Origin of the sequence: Pseudomonas sp. CCNWLW23, from assembly GCF_037095675.1 — a bacterium.
GTDB classification, from domain to species: Bacteria; Pseudomonadota; Gammaproteobacteria; order Pseudomonadales; family Pseudomonadaceae; genus Aquipseudomonas; species Aquipseudomonas atacamensis.
In genome coordinates this window covers 375,237-393,027 of record NZ_JBAWKM010000004.1, presented here as the reverse complement: position 1 = coordinate 393,027, position 17,791 = coordinate 375,237, and the positions used below count along the sequence as shown (strand labels likewise).

Sequence of the window (17,791 nt, the reverse complement as noted above, 5' to 3'; positions counted from 1 at the left end):
CGCAGCCAGACACAGCGGAAGGAGGTGCAGCGAAGCAAACCGTAGCCGCTGCGCCCGGATCGATCCCGCAGCGAAGGGACCCGAGCCTGCGAGGGCCGAACGGAGGAGCAAGCCTTTTGGGTTACCTTTTTGGCGTTTGAAAAAGGTGACCCGCCGTAAGGGCGGAACCGTAATCCGCAACACCCGCAGAAACGGATATACACCCAAAACCCCAAGAGCATGGTCGGCCCAAAGGCCGCCAAGCCCCCCTAGACCCGAGCCTGACTCTTACTCCAATCCGTCAACAAACTATAAGCCACCGCCAACAACGTAGGCCCAATAAACAACCCGATAAAGCCAAACGCAATCAACCCGCCAAACACCCCGAGCAACACAATCACCAACGGCAGATTACCGCCACGGCTGATCAGATACGGCTTGAGCACATTGTCCACGCCACTGATGATGAACGTCCCCCAGATCCCGAGAAAGATCGCCATCCCGTACTCACCCTTCCACACCAGCCAAGCCGTGGCCGGCACCCACACCAGCGGTGGCCCCATCGGAATCAGACTCAGCATAAACGTGACGATCCCCAGCACCAGCGCCCCAGGGACCCCGGCAATGAAAAAGCCGATCAACGCCAGCACCGCCTGCGCCGCCGCCGTACCAATCACACCGTTGACCACCCGCTGCACCGTGCCCGCCACCAATTCGATGTAATAACCGGCACGATCGCCAATCAAGCGCTGCAACAGACTGTGCACAAACGCCGCCAGTCGTGGCCCGTCACGGTAGAAAAAGAACACGAACACCAGGCTCAGCGTCAGCTCGAGAATCCCGCCGCCGATCTGCGCACTGCGCGCCAGCAGCCAGTTACCGACCTGGCCCAGATACGGCTTGATCGAGACCATCAACGCCGCGCCCTGCTGATCGATGCTGTCCCACATCGCCACCAGTCGCTCACCAACCAAAGGCACGCTGCCAAGCCAGGTGGGCGCTTCCGGCAAGCCGTCGACCTGCACATCCTTGATGAATGCCGTGGCATCGCGCACATGATCGGCAAGATTGAAGCCCAGCCACACCAGCGGCGCCGCCACCAGCAACATCCAGCCCAGTGTCAGGATCAACGCGGCCAGCGATTCGCGGCCATTGAGCGCGCGGGTCAACAAACGCATCAGCGGCCAACTGGCGAACGCCAGCACCGCGCCCCAGAACAGCGCCGACCAGAACGGCGCCATCACCCACAGGCTGGCACCGAATAACACCAGCAGCAGAATCTGCACCAGCAGGCGATCGTTATTGAGCATGGGAAGTCTCGGCAAAGTCAGTCAGCGAAAGAGTAGGCGAACACTGCGTGCATGCTCGCCCGGCACAGCTTATCGCAACAGGTCGATGCGCAGGCCAGAGCCTTCGAGATTGCCGGTTTCCATCCGGGCCGCCCGCACCCCCTGAGTGATCAACGCCTGGCGCCAGGCTTCGGCCTTGGGCCCGGAAACCGTGACCCGCAAGGTCGTGTCGAGATTCAGGCCACGGGAAATCAGGCGCAACCAGGTGGCATCCGGCTCCTCGACCAGTTTCGGGAAATCCAGCTCACCAGTGCTTTTCAACTGGCGCAGCAGGGTCGCCGAGGTCGGCAACAACTCGCCCAACGGCGCAGTCGCCTCGAACTGTTCGACATGCAGATAGGCTTTGCGATTGCCGCGAGTGATGCTGTAGAGCGCCACCAGCGTGTTGTCCTTTGGCGCCGCCAGCCGGAGCAACAGATAAGCCTGCTGCTCGTCAGCGCCATACAGCTTGGCGTTGCCGAACACCTCGTTGGCCCACAGGCTGCTTTCGCCGCAATCGCGGGCCTGGCACCAGAACAGCAACTCGGCGTCCTGCTGTTGCAGGGCTTCGCGGGCGGCGGTGAAGGCTTCGGTGGCGGAATGTTCCGGCGGCAACTCGTAAGTCACCGAGGTGGTCTGGCCACGGGCGGTGACCTGACCGTCGAAGCGCAACTGGCCGCTGATCTTGCGGATCGAGCCCAGCGGGTAGATGCGCTCCAGCTCGGCCGCCGGGCGATAGTCGACGATCTGTGCGTCGGCCAGACGCGGCACGATTTGCAGATCCCGGCTGCCCGGCACATCGGCAGCGAAGGACAAGGAGCTGAAGCAGCACAGCGCGAAAAGACTGAGTGGCCGCATAGTCAGGCTCACCGGACGGTCATAGCTGGGCGGGTCGGGGTCGCAGCGGTATAGAAATCCATCAAGTTTGTCTCCTGTTTCAACCCGCCCAGCCTCGGCAGTTGCCGGTAGCAAGTCAAGGCATGGCGAAGAAGCGATTGAAACAGTCTGCTACAAGACCTGCGCCAGCCTCGTCATTCAGGTGCAGATGATGCCCGCCCGGCAACTGTTCGTGACTGAAGGGTAGACGCTGGAGCAACTCAGGATGCCTGGCCAGCATGCCATCCGCCGCGACTACCAGATGCGCCGGGCAACTGACGCGCGAGGCAAACGCCATTGCCTGTTCTTCCGTCAGGCGCAGCGGCGATGGCAGGGTCAGGCGATTGTCGGTGCGCCAGGTGTAACCGCCGGGGACCGGCATCAAACCGCGCTGGGCCAACAGTTCGGCGGCCTCGCGACTGACTGCCACCAGGCCCTTCATCCGCGCCTCGATGGCACGCTCGAGGGTGGTATAGACCGGTTTGCGCTTTTCCCGCAGATCGAGTTGCGCCTGCAGGGCCATGCCCATGCGCTCGGCGGCGTTTTCGCCTTTGTCTGTCGGAGGAATCACGCCATCAATTAGCGCCAGATGGCTGATGCGTTCAGGCAGCGAACCGGCCAGCACCATCGAGACAATCGCGCCCATTGAATGTCCGAGCAGGCCGAAACGCTTCCAGCCCAGCTGCTCGGCGACTTGCAGCACATCATGGGCGTAGTCCCACAGGGCATAACCGGCGCCGTTGGGCCGATGAGCGGAATGACCGTGGCCGACCATGTCCAGCGCGACGATACGCAAACCGTGGAGCTTCGGCGCCAGCCGCGCGAAGCTGTTGGCGTTGTCGAGCCAACCGTGCAACGCGATCACCGGCAAGCCGTCCTCGGGGCCGAACAGATGCGCGGCCAACTCGATATGCGGCAGGTTCAGGCGCACTTCTTCGCAGGTCGGGCTCATGCGCAATCCTTGTTCTGCCGCTGTTCCCAGCGCATGAACAGATTCTTGAGCAGCCGAGCCGTGTCCTGCGGGCGCTCCAGCGGAAACATGTGCCCGCCGGGCATGCTCAGCGCCTCGCCCTGGGGCAGGCGCGAGACGAAACGTGTGTGATGGCGCATGACCACCCGGCTCTTGTGCCCGCGCACGATGGCCAGCGGCACCTGCAACTGGCGGGTGCGCCCCGGACTGGTGTGCGGCACGCCGCGATAAATGCTGATTTCCGTGGCTGGGTCGAAACGCAGACGCAGCTTGTCGTCGACCTGATGCAAACCGTGTTGCAGGTAGGCATCGAAGCATTCCGGGTCGAAGCCGCGAAACAGGGTTTTGCCGGAAAAGTAACTGCGTGCACTGTCGAGATCGGCGAACTCTTCACGGCGTCCGAGGGTGCGCCCGGCCGGGGTCAGCCGGTCGATGAAACCAAAACGCTTGGCCGCGCGAATCACCCACTGATCGGTGCGGGTCAGCACCGGCGAGTCGAGCATCACCACGCCGCGATACAGCTCGGGACAGCGCAACGCCGCGTGCAAGTGCAGCAGACCGCCAAAGGAATGGCCGACGCCCCATACCGGCTGTTCCTGCTGCTCCAGGTGATGGATCAGTTCATCGACCAGGTTGTACCAGTTGTCGTCCGCCGGAAAACGCGGGTCATGGGCGTGCTGCTCCAGATGCGCGACCCGATACTCCGGCGCCAGCGCCGCGAACAACTTGCCATAGGTCCCCGAGGGGAAGCCGTTGGCGTGGGCGAAAAAGATCGGTTGCGACATGCGGGCAAATCCATGAGCGGGAATCGTGGCGTTGATTGTCCGCAAGAGCCGGCGTCGCAGCAATGACTGTAAGTGCCAGGAATGATGACAGTCCGGTCAGGGTGTTGTGCATCAGCGAGACCGCTGCCCCCTCACCCCAGCCCTCTCCCCCAAGGGGGCGAGGGGGAAAGGGAGCAGATCGGGGGAGTGTCCGGGACCTGAGCTCGACTCGAATTATCAGGTCGACGAGGATCGCGAAAACCACACGGTAGGCCCCCTCTCCCTCTGGGAGAGGGCTGGGGTGAGGGCTCGACCTGACGGAACCCGATAGATGTCAACGCAGCGGCGGCTGTTCCCCCAGCGGCACCACCGCCATGGTCAGGCGCGATACGCAACTGGCCTTGCCTTCATCGCTGGTCAATCGGATGTCCCAGACATGCGTGGTGCGCCCGATATGGATCGGCGTGGCCACCGCCGTCACCCGCCCACTGCGCAAACCGCGCAAGTGATTGGCGTTGATCTCCAGGCCTACGCAATAGAATTTACTGGCATCGATGCACAGATAACTGGCCATCGAACCCACGGTTTCCGCCAGCACCACCGATGCGCCGCCATGCAGCAGGCCGTAAGGCTGGTGGGTGCGATGGTCGATGACCATGCTCGCGGTCAGCGACTGTTCGTCGAAGGCTTCGAAGCGAATATCCAGCACTTCGCCGATGGTGTTCTTCTGGATTGCGTTCAACTGTTCGATGTCGGGAGTAGTACGCCACAAGCTCATCGCAGACTTCCTTTGTTGTTGTAATCGATGCTCAATCCTGCCACAGCACCGCCTCGCTGCGCGCGCTCCATTCTTCGAAGCGTGCGCCGTAGCGGTCTTCGATGACGTTGCGTTTGATTTTCAGGGTCGGCGTGAGGAAGCCGTTATCCACCGCCCAGTTGTCCTTGACCACCACCAGCCGGCGCAGGCGTTCGTGCTTGTCGAGGGCGGCATTGACCTCTTCCAGCAGCTTTTCCAGGCTCGCGTGCAGACTGGCTCGAGGCTCTTGCTGATTGACGGTGGACAGCACGCACAACCCCAGCGGTGCACTCAGGCCATCGCCGACCACGCACACTTGTTCGATGCGTGAATGCACGGCCAGACGGTTTTCGATCGGTGCCGGCGCGACGTATTTGCCTTTGCTGGTCTTGAAGATTTCCTTGAGTCGCCCGGTCAGGCGCAGGCGCCCTTCGCTGTCCTGCTCACCCTTGTCGCCGGTGCGCAGAAAGCCGTCTGCGGTCAGCGTCTCGGCGGTTTTCTGCGGTTCCTTGAAATAGCCGAGCATGTTGGCCTGGCTGCGCACCTGCACTTCGCCGGACTCATCGATGCGCACCTCGACTTCCGGGCACGGCTGGCCGATCCAGCCCTGTTTGTATCGCCCCGGCAGGCAGATATGCGAATAGCCGCAGCCCTCGGTCATGCCGTACACCTCCAGCACATCGAGGCCAAGTTTCTGATACCAGGCGAGCAAGGTCTGCGGCACCGGCGCGGCACCGGACAACGCTACGCGCAAGGCATCCAGGCCGAGCCCGGCCAGCACTTTGTGCCCGACCCGCTTGCCGATGAAGGGCAACCCGAGGAGGAAGTCCAGACGCTGCGCCGGGATCTTGCTGTACACACCCATCTGGAATTTGGTCCAGATACGCGGCACGCCGAACATTGCCGTAGGCCGCGCGCGCTGCAGATCGGTGATGAAAGTCTCGAGGCTTTCGGCGAAGAACACGGTCTGTCCGGTGTAGATCGAGGCCAATTCGACAAACATGCGCTCGGCAACGTGGCACAGCGGTAGATACGACAGCAGCCGATCGTTCTCGTTGAGCCCGAACAGCTGCGTGCCACGACTGGTGGCGAAACCGAGATTGGCGAAACTGTGCATCACGCCTTTGGGCAGGCCGGTAGTACCGGAGGTGTAGATGATTGTCGCCAATTGCTCGGCGGCGGGACGTGGATCGTCCTGGATTGGCGAACAGCTCTGCAGGTCCGCCCAGCTGTAATCGAACTCGCCTGGCGGATGCAGTGGCAGGCTGATGGTCGGCAGGCCCGCCGGCACGCCCTGCGACATGCCCGCCCAGTCATCCAGTTTGCCGATGAACGCCAGCGCACTTTCCGAGTGAGTCAGCACTTGCGCAACGGATTCAGCGGTGAGATTGGGGTACAGCGGCACCGACACATGTCCGGCCATCCAGATCGCCAGATCGGCGATGATCCAGTGCGCGCAGTTTTTCGAGATCAGGGCGATGTGGCTGCCGGGCGGCAGCTCCAGCGCGCGCAACCAGTGCGCGGCGCAGCGGGCCTGATGGCCGACATCGGCCCACGTCAGCGTCTCCACCTGACCACCGCCGATGGGCTGCACCAGAAAGCGCTGGCGCGGGTGCCGGGCTTCCCGTTCGTAGAACACGTCCAGCGGCAAACGGAAGGCGGCAGACATGCGACTCGCTCCTGTTTTTTTGGTCTGGAGCAAGCGTAGTCAACCAAGCAAGTGCTTGGTTGATTTTCAAACAAATAATTTCACGGATTGGCAGAAATCAATGTGGGAGCGAGCCTGCTCGCGAATGCAGTATGTCAGCCCCAAAAAGGGTGAATGACACGCCGCCTTCGCGAGCAGGCTCGCTCCCACAGGGATATGGCGTTAAGGGTGCTTGAGACTGTTGAGCTTCATCGAGCCAATCAGCAGTTCGCTGTGCTCAAGCTCCGCCAGCCCCGCTGTACTGACCTTCTCCGACGGATGCCCGGCGCCGTGCTGCAGATAGCTGAGCAGATCGCCCACCAACGGGTTGTGGCTGACCAGCAGCACATTGCTCACCGCGACCAATTGCTCGGCGACCTTGTCCGGATCGCTCTCCGGCGTCAGCCACTCGACCGTACGGATCTCCGGCTCGAACCCCAGCGCCTGGCGCACGATCTGCGCGGTTTGCTGCGCGCGCAGATAAGGGCTGGCGTAGATCGCCGTCAGCGGCTGGCCCATCAGATGCGCCGCGCTGCGCAGAACTTCTTTACGACCATGCTCGGTCAGCTCGCGCTCGGAATCGATTTTCGAGCCGTGAGGCACCGCCTCACCATGACGCAATACCCACAGTTTCATAGTTTGGGCTCCTCATCGCGCACCGGATGCGCGGCCGGGGCGACGGTGTGCGGCGCTTCCCCTTCCGGGGTGTGCGGCGCTGGCCAGTCGGCGAACGGCCAAGGCTTCTGGTCACTGTGGAACGTGCCGAAGCGGCCGATCTGCGCGAGGAACTGGCTGAGGCTGTCGCCGAAACTCATCAGGCTGGCGCTCGGTGCGCCATAAATCAGGCGGTAGATCAGTTGCACCAATACCACCGCGCCGAGGATGAACTGCGCGACTTGCCAGACCAGCAGATAAACGATCATCCACAGCACCCGCAGGAGGATGGATTCGTACTGGGTTTCGCTTTTCGGATCGTTCATGGCTTGCTTCCTGTCCGTGTAACAGCTGAATCAGTTGAAACCGCTGGTGGAAATAAAGTCGACGTCGGTTTTCGGCTCGGCACGCATCAGTAGACCGATCACCTGCTCCAGCGTGCGTCCTTCGAACAGGATCGCGTGCAGCCCGGCGACCAGCGGCATGTACACGCCGACTTCCTGGGACTTGGCCTTGAGCACCTTGAGGGTGTTGACCCCTTCGGCGACCTCGCCAAGACGCGACACCGCTTCGTCGAGGCTCAAGCCTTGACCGAGGGCGAAGCCGACCTGGTAGTTGCGGCTCTTGGGTGACGAACAGGTGACGATCAGATCGCCGACCCCGGCCAGACCAAGGAAGGTCATCGGGTTGGCGCCCTGATTCACCGCAAAGCGGGTCATCTCGGCCAAGGCGCGAGTGATCAGCATGCTCTTGGTGTTTTCGCCCATCTCCAGCGCCACCGCCATGCCGGCGATGATCGCGTAGACGTTCTTCAACGCCCCGCCCAGCTCGACACCGAAACGGTCGGCGCTGGCGTAGACGCGGAAGGTACGACCGTGCAGGGCGGCTTGCACCGCTTTGCACAATTCTTCGTCTTCGCTGGCGACCACCGTGGCGGTCAGTGCGTGCTCGGCGATTTCCCGCGCCAGGTTCGGACCGGACAACACGCCGATGCGCGCCTGCGGGGCGATCTCTTCGAGAATCTGGCTCATCAGCTTGAAGGTCTGCGCTTCGATGCCTTTGGTCAGGCTGACCAGCATCTTGCCGCTCAAGCGCTCGGCGTGGGCGGCGAGTACCGTGCGCAAGGCGCTGGATGGCAGCGCGACAAAGCACAGATCGCAGGCATCGAGAGTGGCTTGCAGGTCGGTGACGGCGGTCACGCCCGGGAGAATCTTGATGCCTTTGAGATAACGCGGGTTTTCGCGATTGACCCGGATGGCCTCGGCCTGCTCGGGGTCACGCATCCACTGAAGGACTTGATGGCCGTTCTCGGCCAGCAGATTGGCCACGGCGGTACCAAAACTTCCGCCTCCCAGGACCGCAATCGGGCGCTGTTCAGTCATATGCAATCCGTTAATCCATACCAGTGGCGATGCCGGGCATTATACGGGGCGACCCGGTGGCGGCCAGCCCCAGCAACAATTACCGACATTTGTAGGAAGAAGACCAATAAAACCTAGGAAAATGCCTGTAACGTCACTGGAAAAGTCGCCGCCCTCGGTTAACATGCGCGCCAATTCTTCTCTCTGCAGGCTGTGTCGTGTTTTCTGGCCCTCCTCCCCCGCGCTCGCCGCTGCTCCTGGCGCTGCTGTTCAGCCCGCTGGTGCTGGCGGACGATCTGTTCGTCGACAGCCAGACGCTGCCGCAGGTGCTCACGGCCACGCGGCTGAAGCAGACCCCGGCCGAAGTACCGGGGAGCATGACCGTTCTCGACAGCGAACTGATCAGCGCCAGCGGTGCCCGCAACATCAGCGAGCTGCTGCGACTGGTGCCGGGGATGATGGTTGGCAGCATCAACGGCAATCAGCCGGCGGTGAATTACCACGGCACCAACGCCAGCGAAGCACGGCGCATGCAGGTGTTGATCGACGGTCGCTCGGTGTACCGCGCCGGCCTGGCGACGGTGGACTGGAGCGATATTCCGGTAGCGATGGAAGACATTGACCGGATCGAGGTGTTTCGCGGCCCGAACACCGTCAGCTACGGCGCCAACGCGCTGATGGCGGTGATCAACATCATCACCCGCCACCCGGCCGACAGCCATGGCACGCGTTTGAAGATCACGCGCGGCCAGCGTGGCATCAACGACTTTTATGCCAGTCAGGGCACCGGTTGGGACGGCGGTGATCTGCGCCTGTCGCTGTCCGGCCAGGAAGACGACGGTTTCGACAGCGACCGCAACGGCGCCGATTATCGCGACAGTCGACGCTTGAATCGTCTGAGCCTGGCGGTCAGCCACGACCTCAATGAAGGGCAAAGCCTCGACTGGCAGCTCAACGCCAAGGACGGCAGCAATCAGCGACCTTATACCTACCGCCCGGTGTTCTCGGGGATTACCGACGCCGGGAACAATTCCGACGTGGTGGCCAAGGATTACGCCGGTTCGGTGCGCTGGAACCTCGATATCAACCCCGAACACAGCCTTTATGTGCAAGGTTCGGCGCAGCACTGGGATCGACAGCAAGTCTGGCGCGCCTGCGATGCCGAGGTGTCGTTCAGCCCCGAGCTGGCGCAGCTGTGGCAGCTCAACCCGAATTACACCGAACGGCTGGCGCGCAACATCAACCAGTTCACCGGCCCCGGCGCGGCACCCGGCACGCCGCAGGAAATGGCGCTGGCCAATCAAGTGCTCGAGCAATGGCGCAACGGCGCCAGCCGGACCTTGTGCGGCGATATCGACCAGAGCGCCCGCGAATCGCGCTACGACCTCGAACTGCAGGACACCCTCAGCCTGTCCGACAGCCTGCGACTGGTCAGCGGCCTCAACTACCGCTACGACCGCGCCGATTCCGAGACCTATTTCAACGGCACCCTCGACGACACCACCTGGCGCGCCTTCGGCCAACTGGAATGGCGCGCCACCGAGCACTGGCTGGTGCAGGGCGGAGCGATGTTCGAAGACACGCAACTGATCGGCAGTTCGCTGACCCCGCGCTTCGCGGTCAACTACCTGATCAACCCGCGTCATGGCCTGCGCGCGGTGTACTCGGAAGCGATCCGCTCGCCGGACATGTTCGAGAACAACGTCAACTGGAGCTATCAGGTCAGCAACCTGCGACCCTCGGCCTACGGCCAGTCGTCGGCGCGCTATTTCGTCAAGACCCGTGGCCCCGGTGATCTCGATCAGGAACACATGCGCTCGCGCGAGTTGGGCTACAACGGTTACTTCGCCGAACTCGGACTGGCCGTCGACGTGAAGCTGTTCTACGACGAAATCACCGGGATGATCAGCGAACCGCTGCGCAACAATCAGTACATCGCCAGCAACGCCAACAGCTCGCGCTTTCGCGGCACCGAAACGCAACTCGACTGGCGCCTCAGCAGCGCCGACCGTTTGCGTTTGACCTACGCCTTCGTCGACGCCGAGGCGAGCAATCCGCTGGACCAGCAGTTGACCTCGCGCAACAGCGGTTCCGCCGGTTGGCTGCGCAATTGGGGCCATGGCTGGAACAGCGCCCTCTTCTATTACGGCGACAACGCGCTCAACGGCTATCGCTTCGAACGCGTCGACACGCGCATCGCCAAACGCATCGCCATTGGCAAAGCTCAGCTGCAATTGGCCGGCGTGCTGCAACAGCGCCTCGATCATCAGCCGAACACCTTCGTCGACAATAATTACGATGAACGCCGGGTGATGTATTTCAGTGCCGAGCTGGAGTTCTAGGATGCGCACCGGCCCGTCACGGAAGACGCCCACCCTGGGCCACTGGCTGGCCGGGCTCTGCCTGTTCATGACTGCGTGGCTGCACGGCGTCGCGGTGCAAGCGGCGGACATTCTATTGACCGGCGCCGAGGAAAGCCCCGGCGTGCAGGCCTTCGTGCAAGCGCTGAGTGAACTGCGCCCGACCGACAACGTGCGGTTCCAGCCGCTGGCGAGTTTGCCGGCACCGGGCAAATTACCGACCAGTCTGCGCTTGATCCTGCTCGATCTGCCCAGCCTCGACTGGCGTCTGCAAGACTCACAAGGCCCGTCGACGCTGGTGTTGCGCATCAGTCGCTTGCAGGCGCGCCAGCGTTTCGCCGATGCCCAACCGGCGCGCCTGAGCCTGCTCTGGAGCGACCCGCCGCTGAGCCGGCAATTGCAACTGATCCGGCGGATCTTGCCGCAGGCGCGGCGGGTCGGCGTGCTGTTCGATGAGCACGGCGAATTCCTCATTGACGAATTGCGCGCGGCTGCGCGGCCGCTGAACCTGGAGATTGTCAGCCAGCGCTGGGACAACATCCACGACAGCCGTCCGCTGCAAGCGGTGCTGAAACGCAGCGATGTGCTGCTCGGCCTCGACGACCCCGATCTGTACAACTCGCAAACGGCGAAAAACCTCTTGCTCAGCAGCTACTCGCGTCAGGTTGCGCTGATCGGCCCCAACATTGCATTCGTTCGCGCTGGCAGCCTCGCCAGTACCTACAGCGACCAGAGCGACTGGCTGGCGATTCTCGACCATTTGCTCGATCAGCCCACCAGCGCATGGCCGCGAACGCTTTACCCCGCTCGTTTCAAAGTCTCAAGTAATGCGCAGGTGGCTCGTTCTTTAGGCATCGAACCGCTGAATGAAGCATCTGTCGCCAGTGCCTTGGCCGAAGGAGAGCGCCGCCCATGAGTTTTCGTCGTCGTTGGGACATCAACACCCGCACGCAGCTGATCAGCCTCGGGCCGGCGCTGTTGCTGACGTTGCTGTTGATCAGCTTCTTTACCTTCGTGCGCATCCAGGACTTGCGTCAGGAGCTGAACCACACTGGCCAGTTGATTGCCAACCAACTGGCGCCTGCCACGGAATACGGGGTGATCTCCGGCAACAACGAAGTGCTGGAAAGCCTGCTCAAGGCGACACTGGCCACGCCCAACGTGCGTTTTCTCGAAGTGCAGGACAGCGCCAACCGGATTCTGGTGTATGTCGAACAACCGGCCGACAGCCACAGCCGCCCGCATCAGGTTGAAGTGTTCCAGGCGCCAGTGCGTTTGCAGCGGATCGCCTTACACAACGACTTCTTCCAGGACGGCAAGGTCAGCAACAGCACCGCCGGCGAGGATTATCTGGGGCGAGTGATCGTCGGGCTGTCCAATGACGCTTTCAGTCAGCGCCAGCAGGAGATCCTGTTCAAGGCCGGGATTCTCGCGCTGTTCGCCCTGCTCTTCACCTTCGTCGTCGCCCGCCGTTTGGCCGGCAGTCTGTCGCAGCCGATCCGCGACATCGGCGATGCGGTCAAGGCGATTCAGGAAGGCGATTACAAAACCCCGCTGCCGATTGTCGATGACACTGAACTGGGTGCGCTGTCGCAACACATCAATAACCTTGCTCAGGCGCTGGAACAGGCCAGCCGCGAACAGCAGCAGGCGATGGCGCAACTGATCCAGACCCGCGAAGAAGCGGAAAAGGCCAACAACGCCAAATCGGATTTTCTGGCGATGATGAGCCATGAACTGCGCACCCCCATGAACGGTGTGCTGGGCATGTTGCAATTGCTCGAAACCACCGAGATGACCGAGGAGCAGGTCGAATACGCCGCACTCGCTTCGGAGTCGACCGAGCACTTGCTCAAGGTCATCAATGACATTCTCGACTTCTCGCGGATCGAACGTTCGGAGCTGGAGCTTGAGCACATCCCGTTCAATCTCGCCGAGCTGATCGGCGCCTGCGCGCAGTCGTTCCAGCACAGCGCGGTGCAGCGAGGCCTGGCGCTGAATCTGCGCATTCCCGACGACATGCGCGGCTTGCAGGTGCAGGGCGATCCGACGCGGATCCGGCAGATTCTGGTCAATCTGGTCGGCAATGCCTTGAAGTTCACCGAGCAGGGCCGAGTGAGCATCGAGGCGCAATGGCAGTCGCTGGACCATGACCTGCTGTGGTTCACCTGCTCGGTGCGCGACAGCGGCATCGGCATTTCTTCGGAGAGTCTGGAGCTGATGTTCAATGCCTTCCAGCAGGCCGACAGTTCGATCTCCCGTCGTTACGGTGGCACCGGGCTTGGTCTGCCGATCGCGCGGACCCTTGCCGAACGCATGGGCGGCACGTTGCGCGCGCAGAGTGAGGAAGGACGCGGTTCGGTATTCACTCTGGAAATTCCATTGGCGCTCTATAAGCAGGCAATGCCAGCGCTGGCCGCGCCGCGCACCCTGAACGGCAGTGGTCAGGGCGAGGGACGCCATGTGTTGCTGGTCGAAGACAATCCGGTCAACCAGACCGTGATCGAAGCGATGCTGCGCAGCCTCGGCTTTGCCGTCAGCGTGGCGACCGATGGCGCGCAGGCGGTGCGCAGTGCCGAGGGTGGCGAATTCGAAGTGATTCTGATGGATTGCCGGCTGCCGATCATCGACGGCTACGAGGCCACGCGGCAGATCCGCGACCTGCCCGGACGCCGCGATGTGCCGATCATCGCGCTGACCGCCAACGCCTTGCAGGGCGATCGCGAAACCTGTCTGGCGGCGGGGATGAACGATTACCTGGCCAAGCCGTTCAAACGCAATGACCTGCAGCAGATTTTGCAGCGCTGGGTGTCGTAGTGTGGGCCTTTCGACCATCTGCGACTGGCGTGAAAAGCGAAAGTGCGGCAGTCTTAGGCACCCGAACGAGCCCCAAAAGGGGCTTGATTAAAAATTTCAGTGCACAAGTGTACATTCATGTCCTTGGTGCTGTGACTTTCACCACAACGCAATAGTCTATGAGTAGGCTGCCGGTTCGAGGCATGAACGCCTTGAACGGTCGGGAAGATCTGCCCCACCTGCCGCATGGGATTATTGAGGAGCTCGCATGACCAAACAAAACGCCTTTACTCGGGAAGACCTGCTGCGCTGCAGTCGCGGTGAGCTGTTCGGCCCAGGTAACGCGCAACTGCCCGCCCCGAACATGCTGATGGTGGATCGCATCACCCATATCAGCGAAGAAGGCGGCAAGTACGGCAAAGGTGAATTGGTCGCCGAGCTGGATATCAACCCTGACCTGTGGTTCTTCGCCTGCCATTTCGAAGGCGATCCGGTGATGCCGGGCTGCCTGGGTCTGGATGCCATGTGGCAACTGGTCGGCTTCTTCCTGGGCTGGCAAGGCCTGCCGGGCCGCGGCCGTGCGCTGGGTTCGGGCGAAGTGAAATTCTTCGGTCAGGTGCTGCCGACCGCGAAGAAAGTCACTTACAACATTCATATCAAACGCGTCCTCAAGGGCAAGCTGAACATGGCCATCGCCGATGGTTCGGTCAGTGTCGACGGACGCGAAATCTACACCGCCGAAGGCCTGCGCGTCGGCGTGTTCACCTCCACTGACAACTTCTAAGGGTTATTCGCATGCGCCGCGTCGTTATCACTGGTCTGGGCATCGTTTCGTGCCTGGGCAATGACAAAGAGACCGTCTCCGCTAACCTGCGTGCAAGCCGCCCTGGCATCCGGTTCAACCCGGAATATGCTGAAATGGGTCTGCGTAGCCAGGTTTCCGGCTCCATCGACCTCAACCTTGAAGAGCTGATCGATCGCAAGATCTATCGCTTCGTCGGCCATGCAGCGGCTTACGCCTACCTGGCCATGAAAGACGCCATCACTGACTCCGGCCTGACCGAAGAGCAGGTGTCCAACCCGCGTACCGGCCTGATCGCCGGTTCCGGCGGTGCCTCCACGCTGAACCAGATGGAAGCGCTGGACATCCTCCGTGAGAAAGGCGTGAAGCGCGTTGGCCCGTACCGTGTAACGCGGACCATGAGCAGCACCGTTTCCGCTTGCCTGGCCACGCCGTTCAAGATCAAGGGCCTGAACTACTCCATCGCTTCTGCCTGCGCCACCAGTGCTCACTGCATCGGTACCGCCATGGAACAGATCCAGATGGGCAAGCAGGACATCGTCTTCGCCGGTGGCGGTGAAGAAGAGCACTGGAGCCAGTCGTTCCTGTTCGACGCGATGGGCGCTCTGTCCAGCAAGCGCAACGACACCCCGGAACAAGCTTCCCGCGCCTACGACAAGGACCGCGACGGTTTCGTCATCGCTGGCGGCGGCGGCATGGTTGTCGTCGAAGAGCTGGAACACGCTCTGGCCCGTGGCGCGAAGATCTACGCCGAGATCGTTGGCTACGGCGCAACGTCCGATGGCTACGACATGGTCGCCCCGAGCGGCGAAGGCGCGATCCGCTGCATGCAGCAGGCGCTGTCCACCGTCGACACCCCGATCGACTACCTGAACACCCACGGCACTTCGACTCCGGTCGGCGACGTCGCGGAAATGAAAGGTGTGCGTGAAGTGTTCGGCGACAAGGCTCCAGCGATCAGCTCGACCAAGAGCCTGTCCGGTCACTCCCTGGGCGCCGCCGGCGTGCACGAAGCGATCTACTGCATGCTGATGATGGAAGGCAACTTCATCGCCGGCTCCGCCAACATCGACGAGCTCGACCCGGAAGTGGCCGATCTGCCGGTGCTGACCAAGACCCGCGAGAACGCCACCATCAACACCGTGATGAGCAACAGCTTCGGCTTTGGCGGCACCAACGCCACGCTGGTGCTGAAGCGCTGGGAAGGCAAGTAATTCCCCACCGCTGAGCCGCACATGAAAACGCCCCGACTGGTTCGGGGCGTTTTTTTTTCGTCTGCAGAAATCAGCCGGGAAACTTCCGGTCAGTGTTGTTGATCGTTCCCACGCTCCGCGTGGGAATGCAGCCCGTGACGCTCCGCGTCACTGGACGCGGAGCGTCCCCAGAGGCATTCCCACGCGGAGCGTGGGAACGATCAAAGACAGGGATCCAGAGCGTTCTGGAGATGAAACTTCTGTCATGAAACTTACCGCCCTGCGACCGAATGTCGCGGTTTACGCGGCCTCCAGCTTTGTTGCGAAATCCGCAACAACACCTTGCGCCAATTGGCGGTTTACTTAGCTGACTAACAAATCCTATAACAGAGTCCTGCACACGCCTTGGTGCAGTAACTTGAGATTTGGAGCTAGCAGATGACTGTAAAAGTAACTGAACGCGACGATTCACACATGTCCCACGAAGGCCTGGCCGCCGGCATCCGTATCTGGGATGTGCATCAACAAGACTTGCTGGTCGGCATGTTCCACAACGAAATAGATGCCCATAACTACAAGGCCGAACTGGAAGTGCAGGAACAGCAAAGAGAACTGAAGTCCGCCTGAAACAACACAGCATTTGAAAACGACAAACCCCGCCATGAGCGGGGTTCGTCGTTGTTACAGCCGTGGATTTACCACATCAGATCGTCAGGGATCTGGTACGCCGCGTACGGATCGTCCTCAGCGTTGACCTCTTCGGTCTGCACGTTGAGCTGAACGATGCGCTGCGGGTCGCGCTCCTGGATCTTCAGCGCCGCTTCACGGGGAATCACTTCATAGCCGCCGTTGTGGTGCACGATCGCCAGCGAACCGCTGCTGAGCTTGTTGCGCATCAGCGTGTTGACCGAGATGCGCTTGACCTTCTTGTCGTCGACGAAGTTGTAGTAGTCCTCGGTGGTCAGCTTGGGCAGACGGGAGACTTCGATCAACTGCTTGACCTGCGCAGCGCGGGCCTTGGCCTCGGCCTTCTCCTGCTGCTGACGGTTCAGCTCCTGGTCGCGCTTGACCTTCTCGGCCATGGCTTCCTGGGCGGCGCGCTGCTGCGAATCGTCCAGCTCGGCCTGGCCTTTGTGGGCCAGGCGTTGTTGCTTCTGCTTGTCTTTGCTGACCTGCTTGGCCTGCTTTTGGTTGACCAGGCCTGCTTTGAGCAACTGGTCGCGAAGGGAAAGGCTCATCAATGCTTACTCACTTGGGCAACGGCTCAGCCGCAGCTGGGCTCATTCTTTTCCTGGCGTTTGGCTTCGCCCCACAGGGCGTCCAACTCTTCGAGGGTGCAATCTTCCATGGGACGATGGGTGTCGCGCAATGCCTGTTCGATAAAACGGAAACGTCTTTCAAACTTGCCATTGGCGCCGCGCAGGGCGGTTTCCGGATCGACCTTCAAATGCCGGGCCAGATTGACCACGGAAAACAGCAGATCGCCGATCTCGTCGGCCACCGCCACCGGATCATTTTCCGACATGGCTTCGAGCACTTCATCGAGCTCTTCGCGGACCTTGTCGAGGACCGGCAAGGCATCCGGCCAGTCGAAACCGACCTGCCCGGCGCGCTTCTGCAACTTGGCTGAGCGCGACAGTGCCGGCAAGGTGGCCGGCACATCATCAAGCAAGGACAACTGCTCGGGCGCAGAGGCTTTCTCGGCGCGCTCTTCGGCCTTGATCTCTTCCCAGCGCTGCTTGACCTGCTCTTCGCTCAAGCGCGGCACGTCGAGCGGCGCGTACAGGTCACCCGTCGGGAACACATGCGGATGACGGCGGATCAGTTTACGCGTGATGCTGTCGATCACCCCGGCGAATTCGAACCGCCCTTCTTCCTGGGCCAACTGGCTGTAATACACCACCTGAAACAGCAGATCACCCAACTCGCCCTGCAAATGGTCGAGATCGCCACGCTCGATGGCATCGGCCACTTCGTAGGCTTCTTCGAGGGTGTGCGGAACGATGGTCGCGTAGGTTTGCTTGATGTCCCAAGGACAGCCGAACTGCGGATCACGCAGGCGGGACATCAGGTGGAGCAGGTCTTCGAGGCTGTACATCATTTTTCTGTCTCACCACAAAACCATTGTGGGAGCGAGCCTGCTCGCGAAAGCGCTGTGTCTGCAACAAAGATGTCGACTGACACGCCCTCTTCGCGAGCAGGCTCGCTCCCACAGGGAACAATCA

General features: G+C 61.6%; 17 protein-coding genes. 6 read left to right on the top strand and 11 right to left on the bottom strand.

The genetic code is table 11. The features are described from left to right. Positions 1 to 248: 248 nt before the first annotated feature. The 9 genes from V8J63_RS08840 to V8J63_RS08800 form a co-directional block, all read right to left on the bottom strand. Entirely contained in the window at positions 249 to 1,289 is a 1,041-nt protein-coding gene (locus V8J63_RS08840) for an AI-2E family transporter (protein WP_016773659.1), read from the bottom strand. A 69-nt stretch (positions 1,290 to 1,358) separates the two neighbouring features. Further along, on the bottom strand, positions 1,359 to 2,165 hold the full coding sequence (locus V8J63_RS08835; RefSeq protein WP_125926513.1) for a DUF4892 domain-containing protein: 807 nt from the start codon (positions 2,163 to 2,165) through the stop codon (positions 1,359 to 1,361). 115 nt (positions 2,166 to 2,280) lie between these two features. Continuing rightward, positions 2,281 to 3,135, bottom strand: coding sequence for an alpha/beta hydrolase (locus V8J63_RS08830; RefSeq protein WP_125926512.1), 855 nt, complete (start codon positions 3,133 to 3,135; stop codon positions 2,281 to 2,283). Further along, on the bottom strand, positions 3,132 to 3,938 hold the full coding sequence (locus tag V8J63_RS08825) for an alpha/beta fold hydrolase (RefSeq protein ID WP_041479594.1): 807 nt from the start codon (positions 3,936 to 3,938) through the stop codon (positions 3,132 to 3,134). The genes V8J63_RS08830 and V8J63_RS08825 overlap by 4 nt, the downstream gene beginning before the upstream one ends. A gap of 313 nt (positions 3,939 to 4,251) precedes the next feature. Further along, positions 4,252 to 4,695 (bottom strand): hotdog fold thioesterase, encoded by a 444-nt coding sequence (locus V8J63_RS08820; protein WP_016773655.1) that lies wholly within the window; start codon positions 4,693 to 4,695, stop codon positions 4,252 to 4,254. A gap of 31 nt (positions 4,696 to 4,726) precedes the next feature. Further along, on the bottom strand, positions 4,727 to 6,382 hold the full coding sequence (locus V8J63_RS08815; protein WP_336463900.1) for an AMP-binding protein: 1,656 nt from the start codon (positions 6,380 to 6,382) through the stop codon (positions 4,727 to 4,729). 201 nt (positions 6,383 to 6,583) lie between these two features. Next, entirely contained in the window at positions 6,584 to 7,036 is a 453-nt protein-coding gene (gene sixA / locus V8J63_RS08810; protein ID WP_336463899.1) for a phosphohistidine phosphatase SixA, read from the bottom strand. Beyond that, positions 7,033 to 7,380: a DUF4389 domain-containing protein gene (locus tag V8J63_RS08805; RefSeq protein ID WP_336463898.1), complete on the bottom strand. Its 348-nt coding sequence runs from the start codon at positions 7,378 to 7,380 to the stop codon at positions 7,033 to 7,035. Before V8J63_RS08805 ends, sixA begins: the two co-directional genes overlap by 4 nt. A gap of 30 nt (positions 7,381 to 7,410) precedes the next feature. Beyond that, complete coding sequence (locus V8J63_RS08800) at positions 7,411 to 8,436, bottom strand: NAD(P)H-dependent glycerol-3-phosphate dehydrogenase (protein ID WP_024013958.1); 1,026 nt, start codon at positions 8,434 to 8,436, stop codon at positions 7,411 to 7,413. Positions 8,437 to 8,633: 197 nt separating this feature from the next. On the opposite strand from V8J63_RS08800, the gene V8J63_RS08795 reads away from it, so the two are divergent. The 6 genes from V8J63_RS08795 (at position 8,634) to V8J63_RS08770 (ending at position 16,193) form a co-directional block, all read left to right on the top strand. Beyond that, positions 8,634 to 10,757, top strand: a complete 2,124-nt coding sequence (locus V8J63_RS08795) for a TonB-dependent receptor plug domain-containing protein (RefSeq protein WP_336463897.1) — start codon at positions 8,634 to 8,636, stop codon at positions 10,755 to 10,757. A 1-nt stretch (position 10,758) separates the two neighbouring features. After that, positions 10,759 to 11,691, top strand: coding sequence for an ABC transporter substrate-binding protein (locus V8J63_RS08790; protein ID WP_336463896.1), 933 nt, complete (start codon positions 10,759 to 10,761; stop codon positions 11,689 to 11,691). Continuing rightward, positions 11,688 to 13,592 carry an ATP-binding protein gene (locus tag V8J63_RS08785; protein WP_130927023.1) on the top strand — a complete coding sequence of 635 codons (1,905 nt, stop codon included), beginning with the start codon at positions 11,688 to 11,690 and terminating at the stop codon, positions 13,590 to 13,592. The genes V8J63_RS08790 and V8J63_RS08785 overlap by 4 nt, the downstream gene beginning before the upstream one ends. A gap of 247 nt (positions 13,593 to 13,839) precedes the next feature. Next, entirely contained in the window at positions 13,840 to 14,355 is a 516-nt protein-coding gene (gene fabA / locus V8J63_RS08780) for a 3-hydroxyacyl-[acyl-carrier-protein] dehydratase FabA (RefSeq protein ID WP_024013962.1), read from the top strand. Between the two features lie 11 nt (positions 14,356 to 14,366). Beyond that, the gene (fabB, locus tag V8J63_RS08775; protein WP_016773647.1) at positions 14,367 to 15,587 is read left to right on the top strand and encodes a beta-ketoacyl-ACP synthase I; all 1,221 of its coding nucleotides are present in this window, start codon (positions 14,367 to 14,369) and stop codon (positions 15,585 to 15,587) included. 417 nt (positions 15,588 to 16,004) lie between these two features. After that, positions 16,005 to 16,193: a hypothetical protein gene (locus tag V8J63_RS08770; protein ID WP_016773646.1), complete on the top strand. Its 189-nt coding sequence runs from the start codon at positions 16,005 to 16,007 to the stop codon at positions 16,191 to 16,193. A 68-nt stretch (positions 16,194 to 16,261) separates the two neighbouring features. Here V8J63_RS08770 and V8J63_RS08765 read toward each other — a convergent pair whose 3' ends face one another. Beyond that, a complete protein-coding gene (locus tag V8J63_RS08765; RefSeq protein WP_016773645.1) occupies positions 16,262 to 16,804 on the bottom strand; it encodes a DUF2058 domain-containing protein in 543 nt (180 codons plus the stop codon). A gap of 26 nt (positions 16,805 to 16,830) precedes the next feature. Beyond that, positions 16,831 to 17,664, bottom strand: a complete 834-nt coding sequence (gene mazG / locus V8J63_RS08760) for a nucleoside triphosphate pyrophosphohydrolase (RefSeq protein ID WP_197892562.1) — start codon at positions 17,662 to 17,664, stop codon at positions 16,831 to 16,833. Between the last annotated feature and the right edge of the window lie 127 nt (positions 17,665 to 17,791).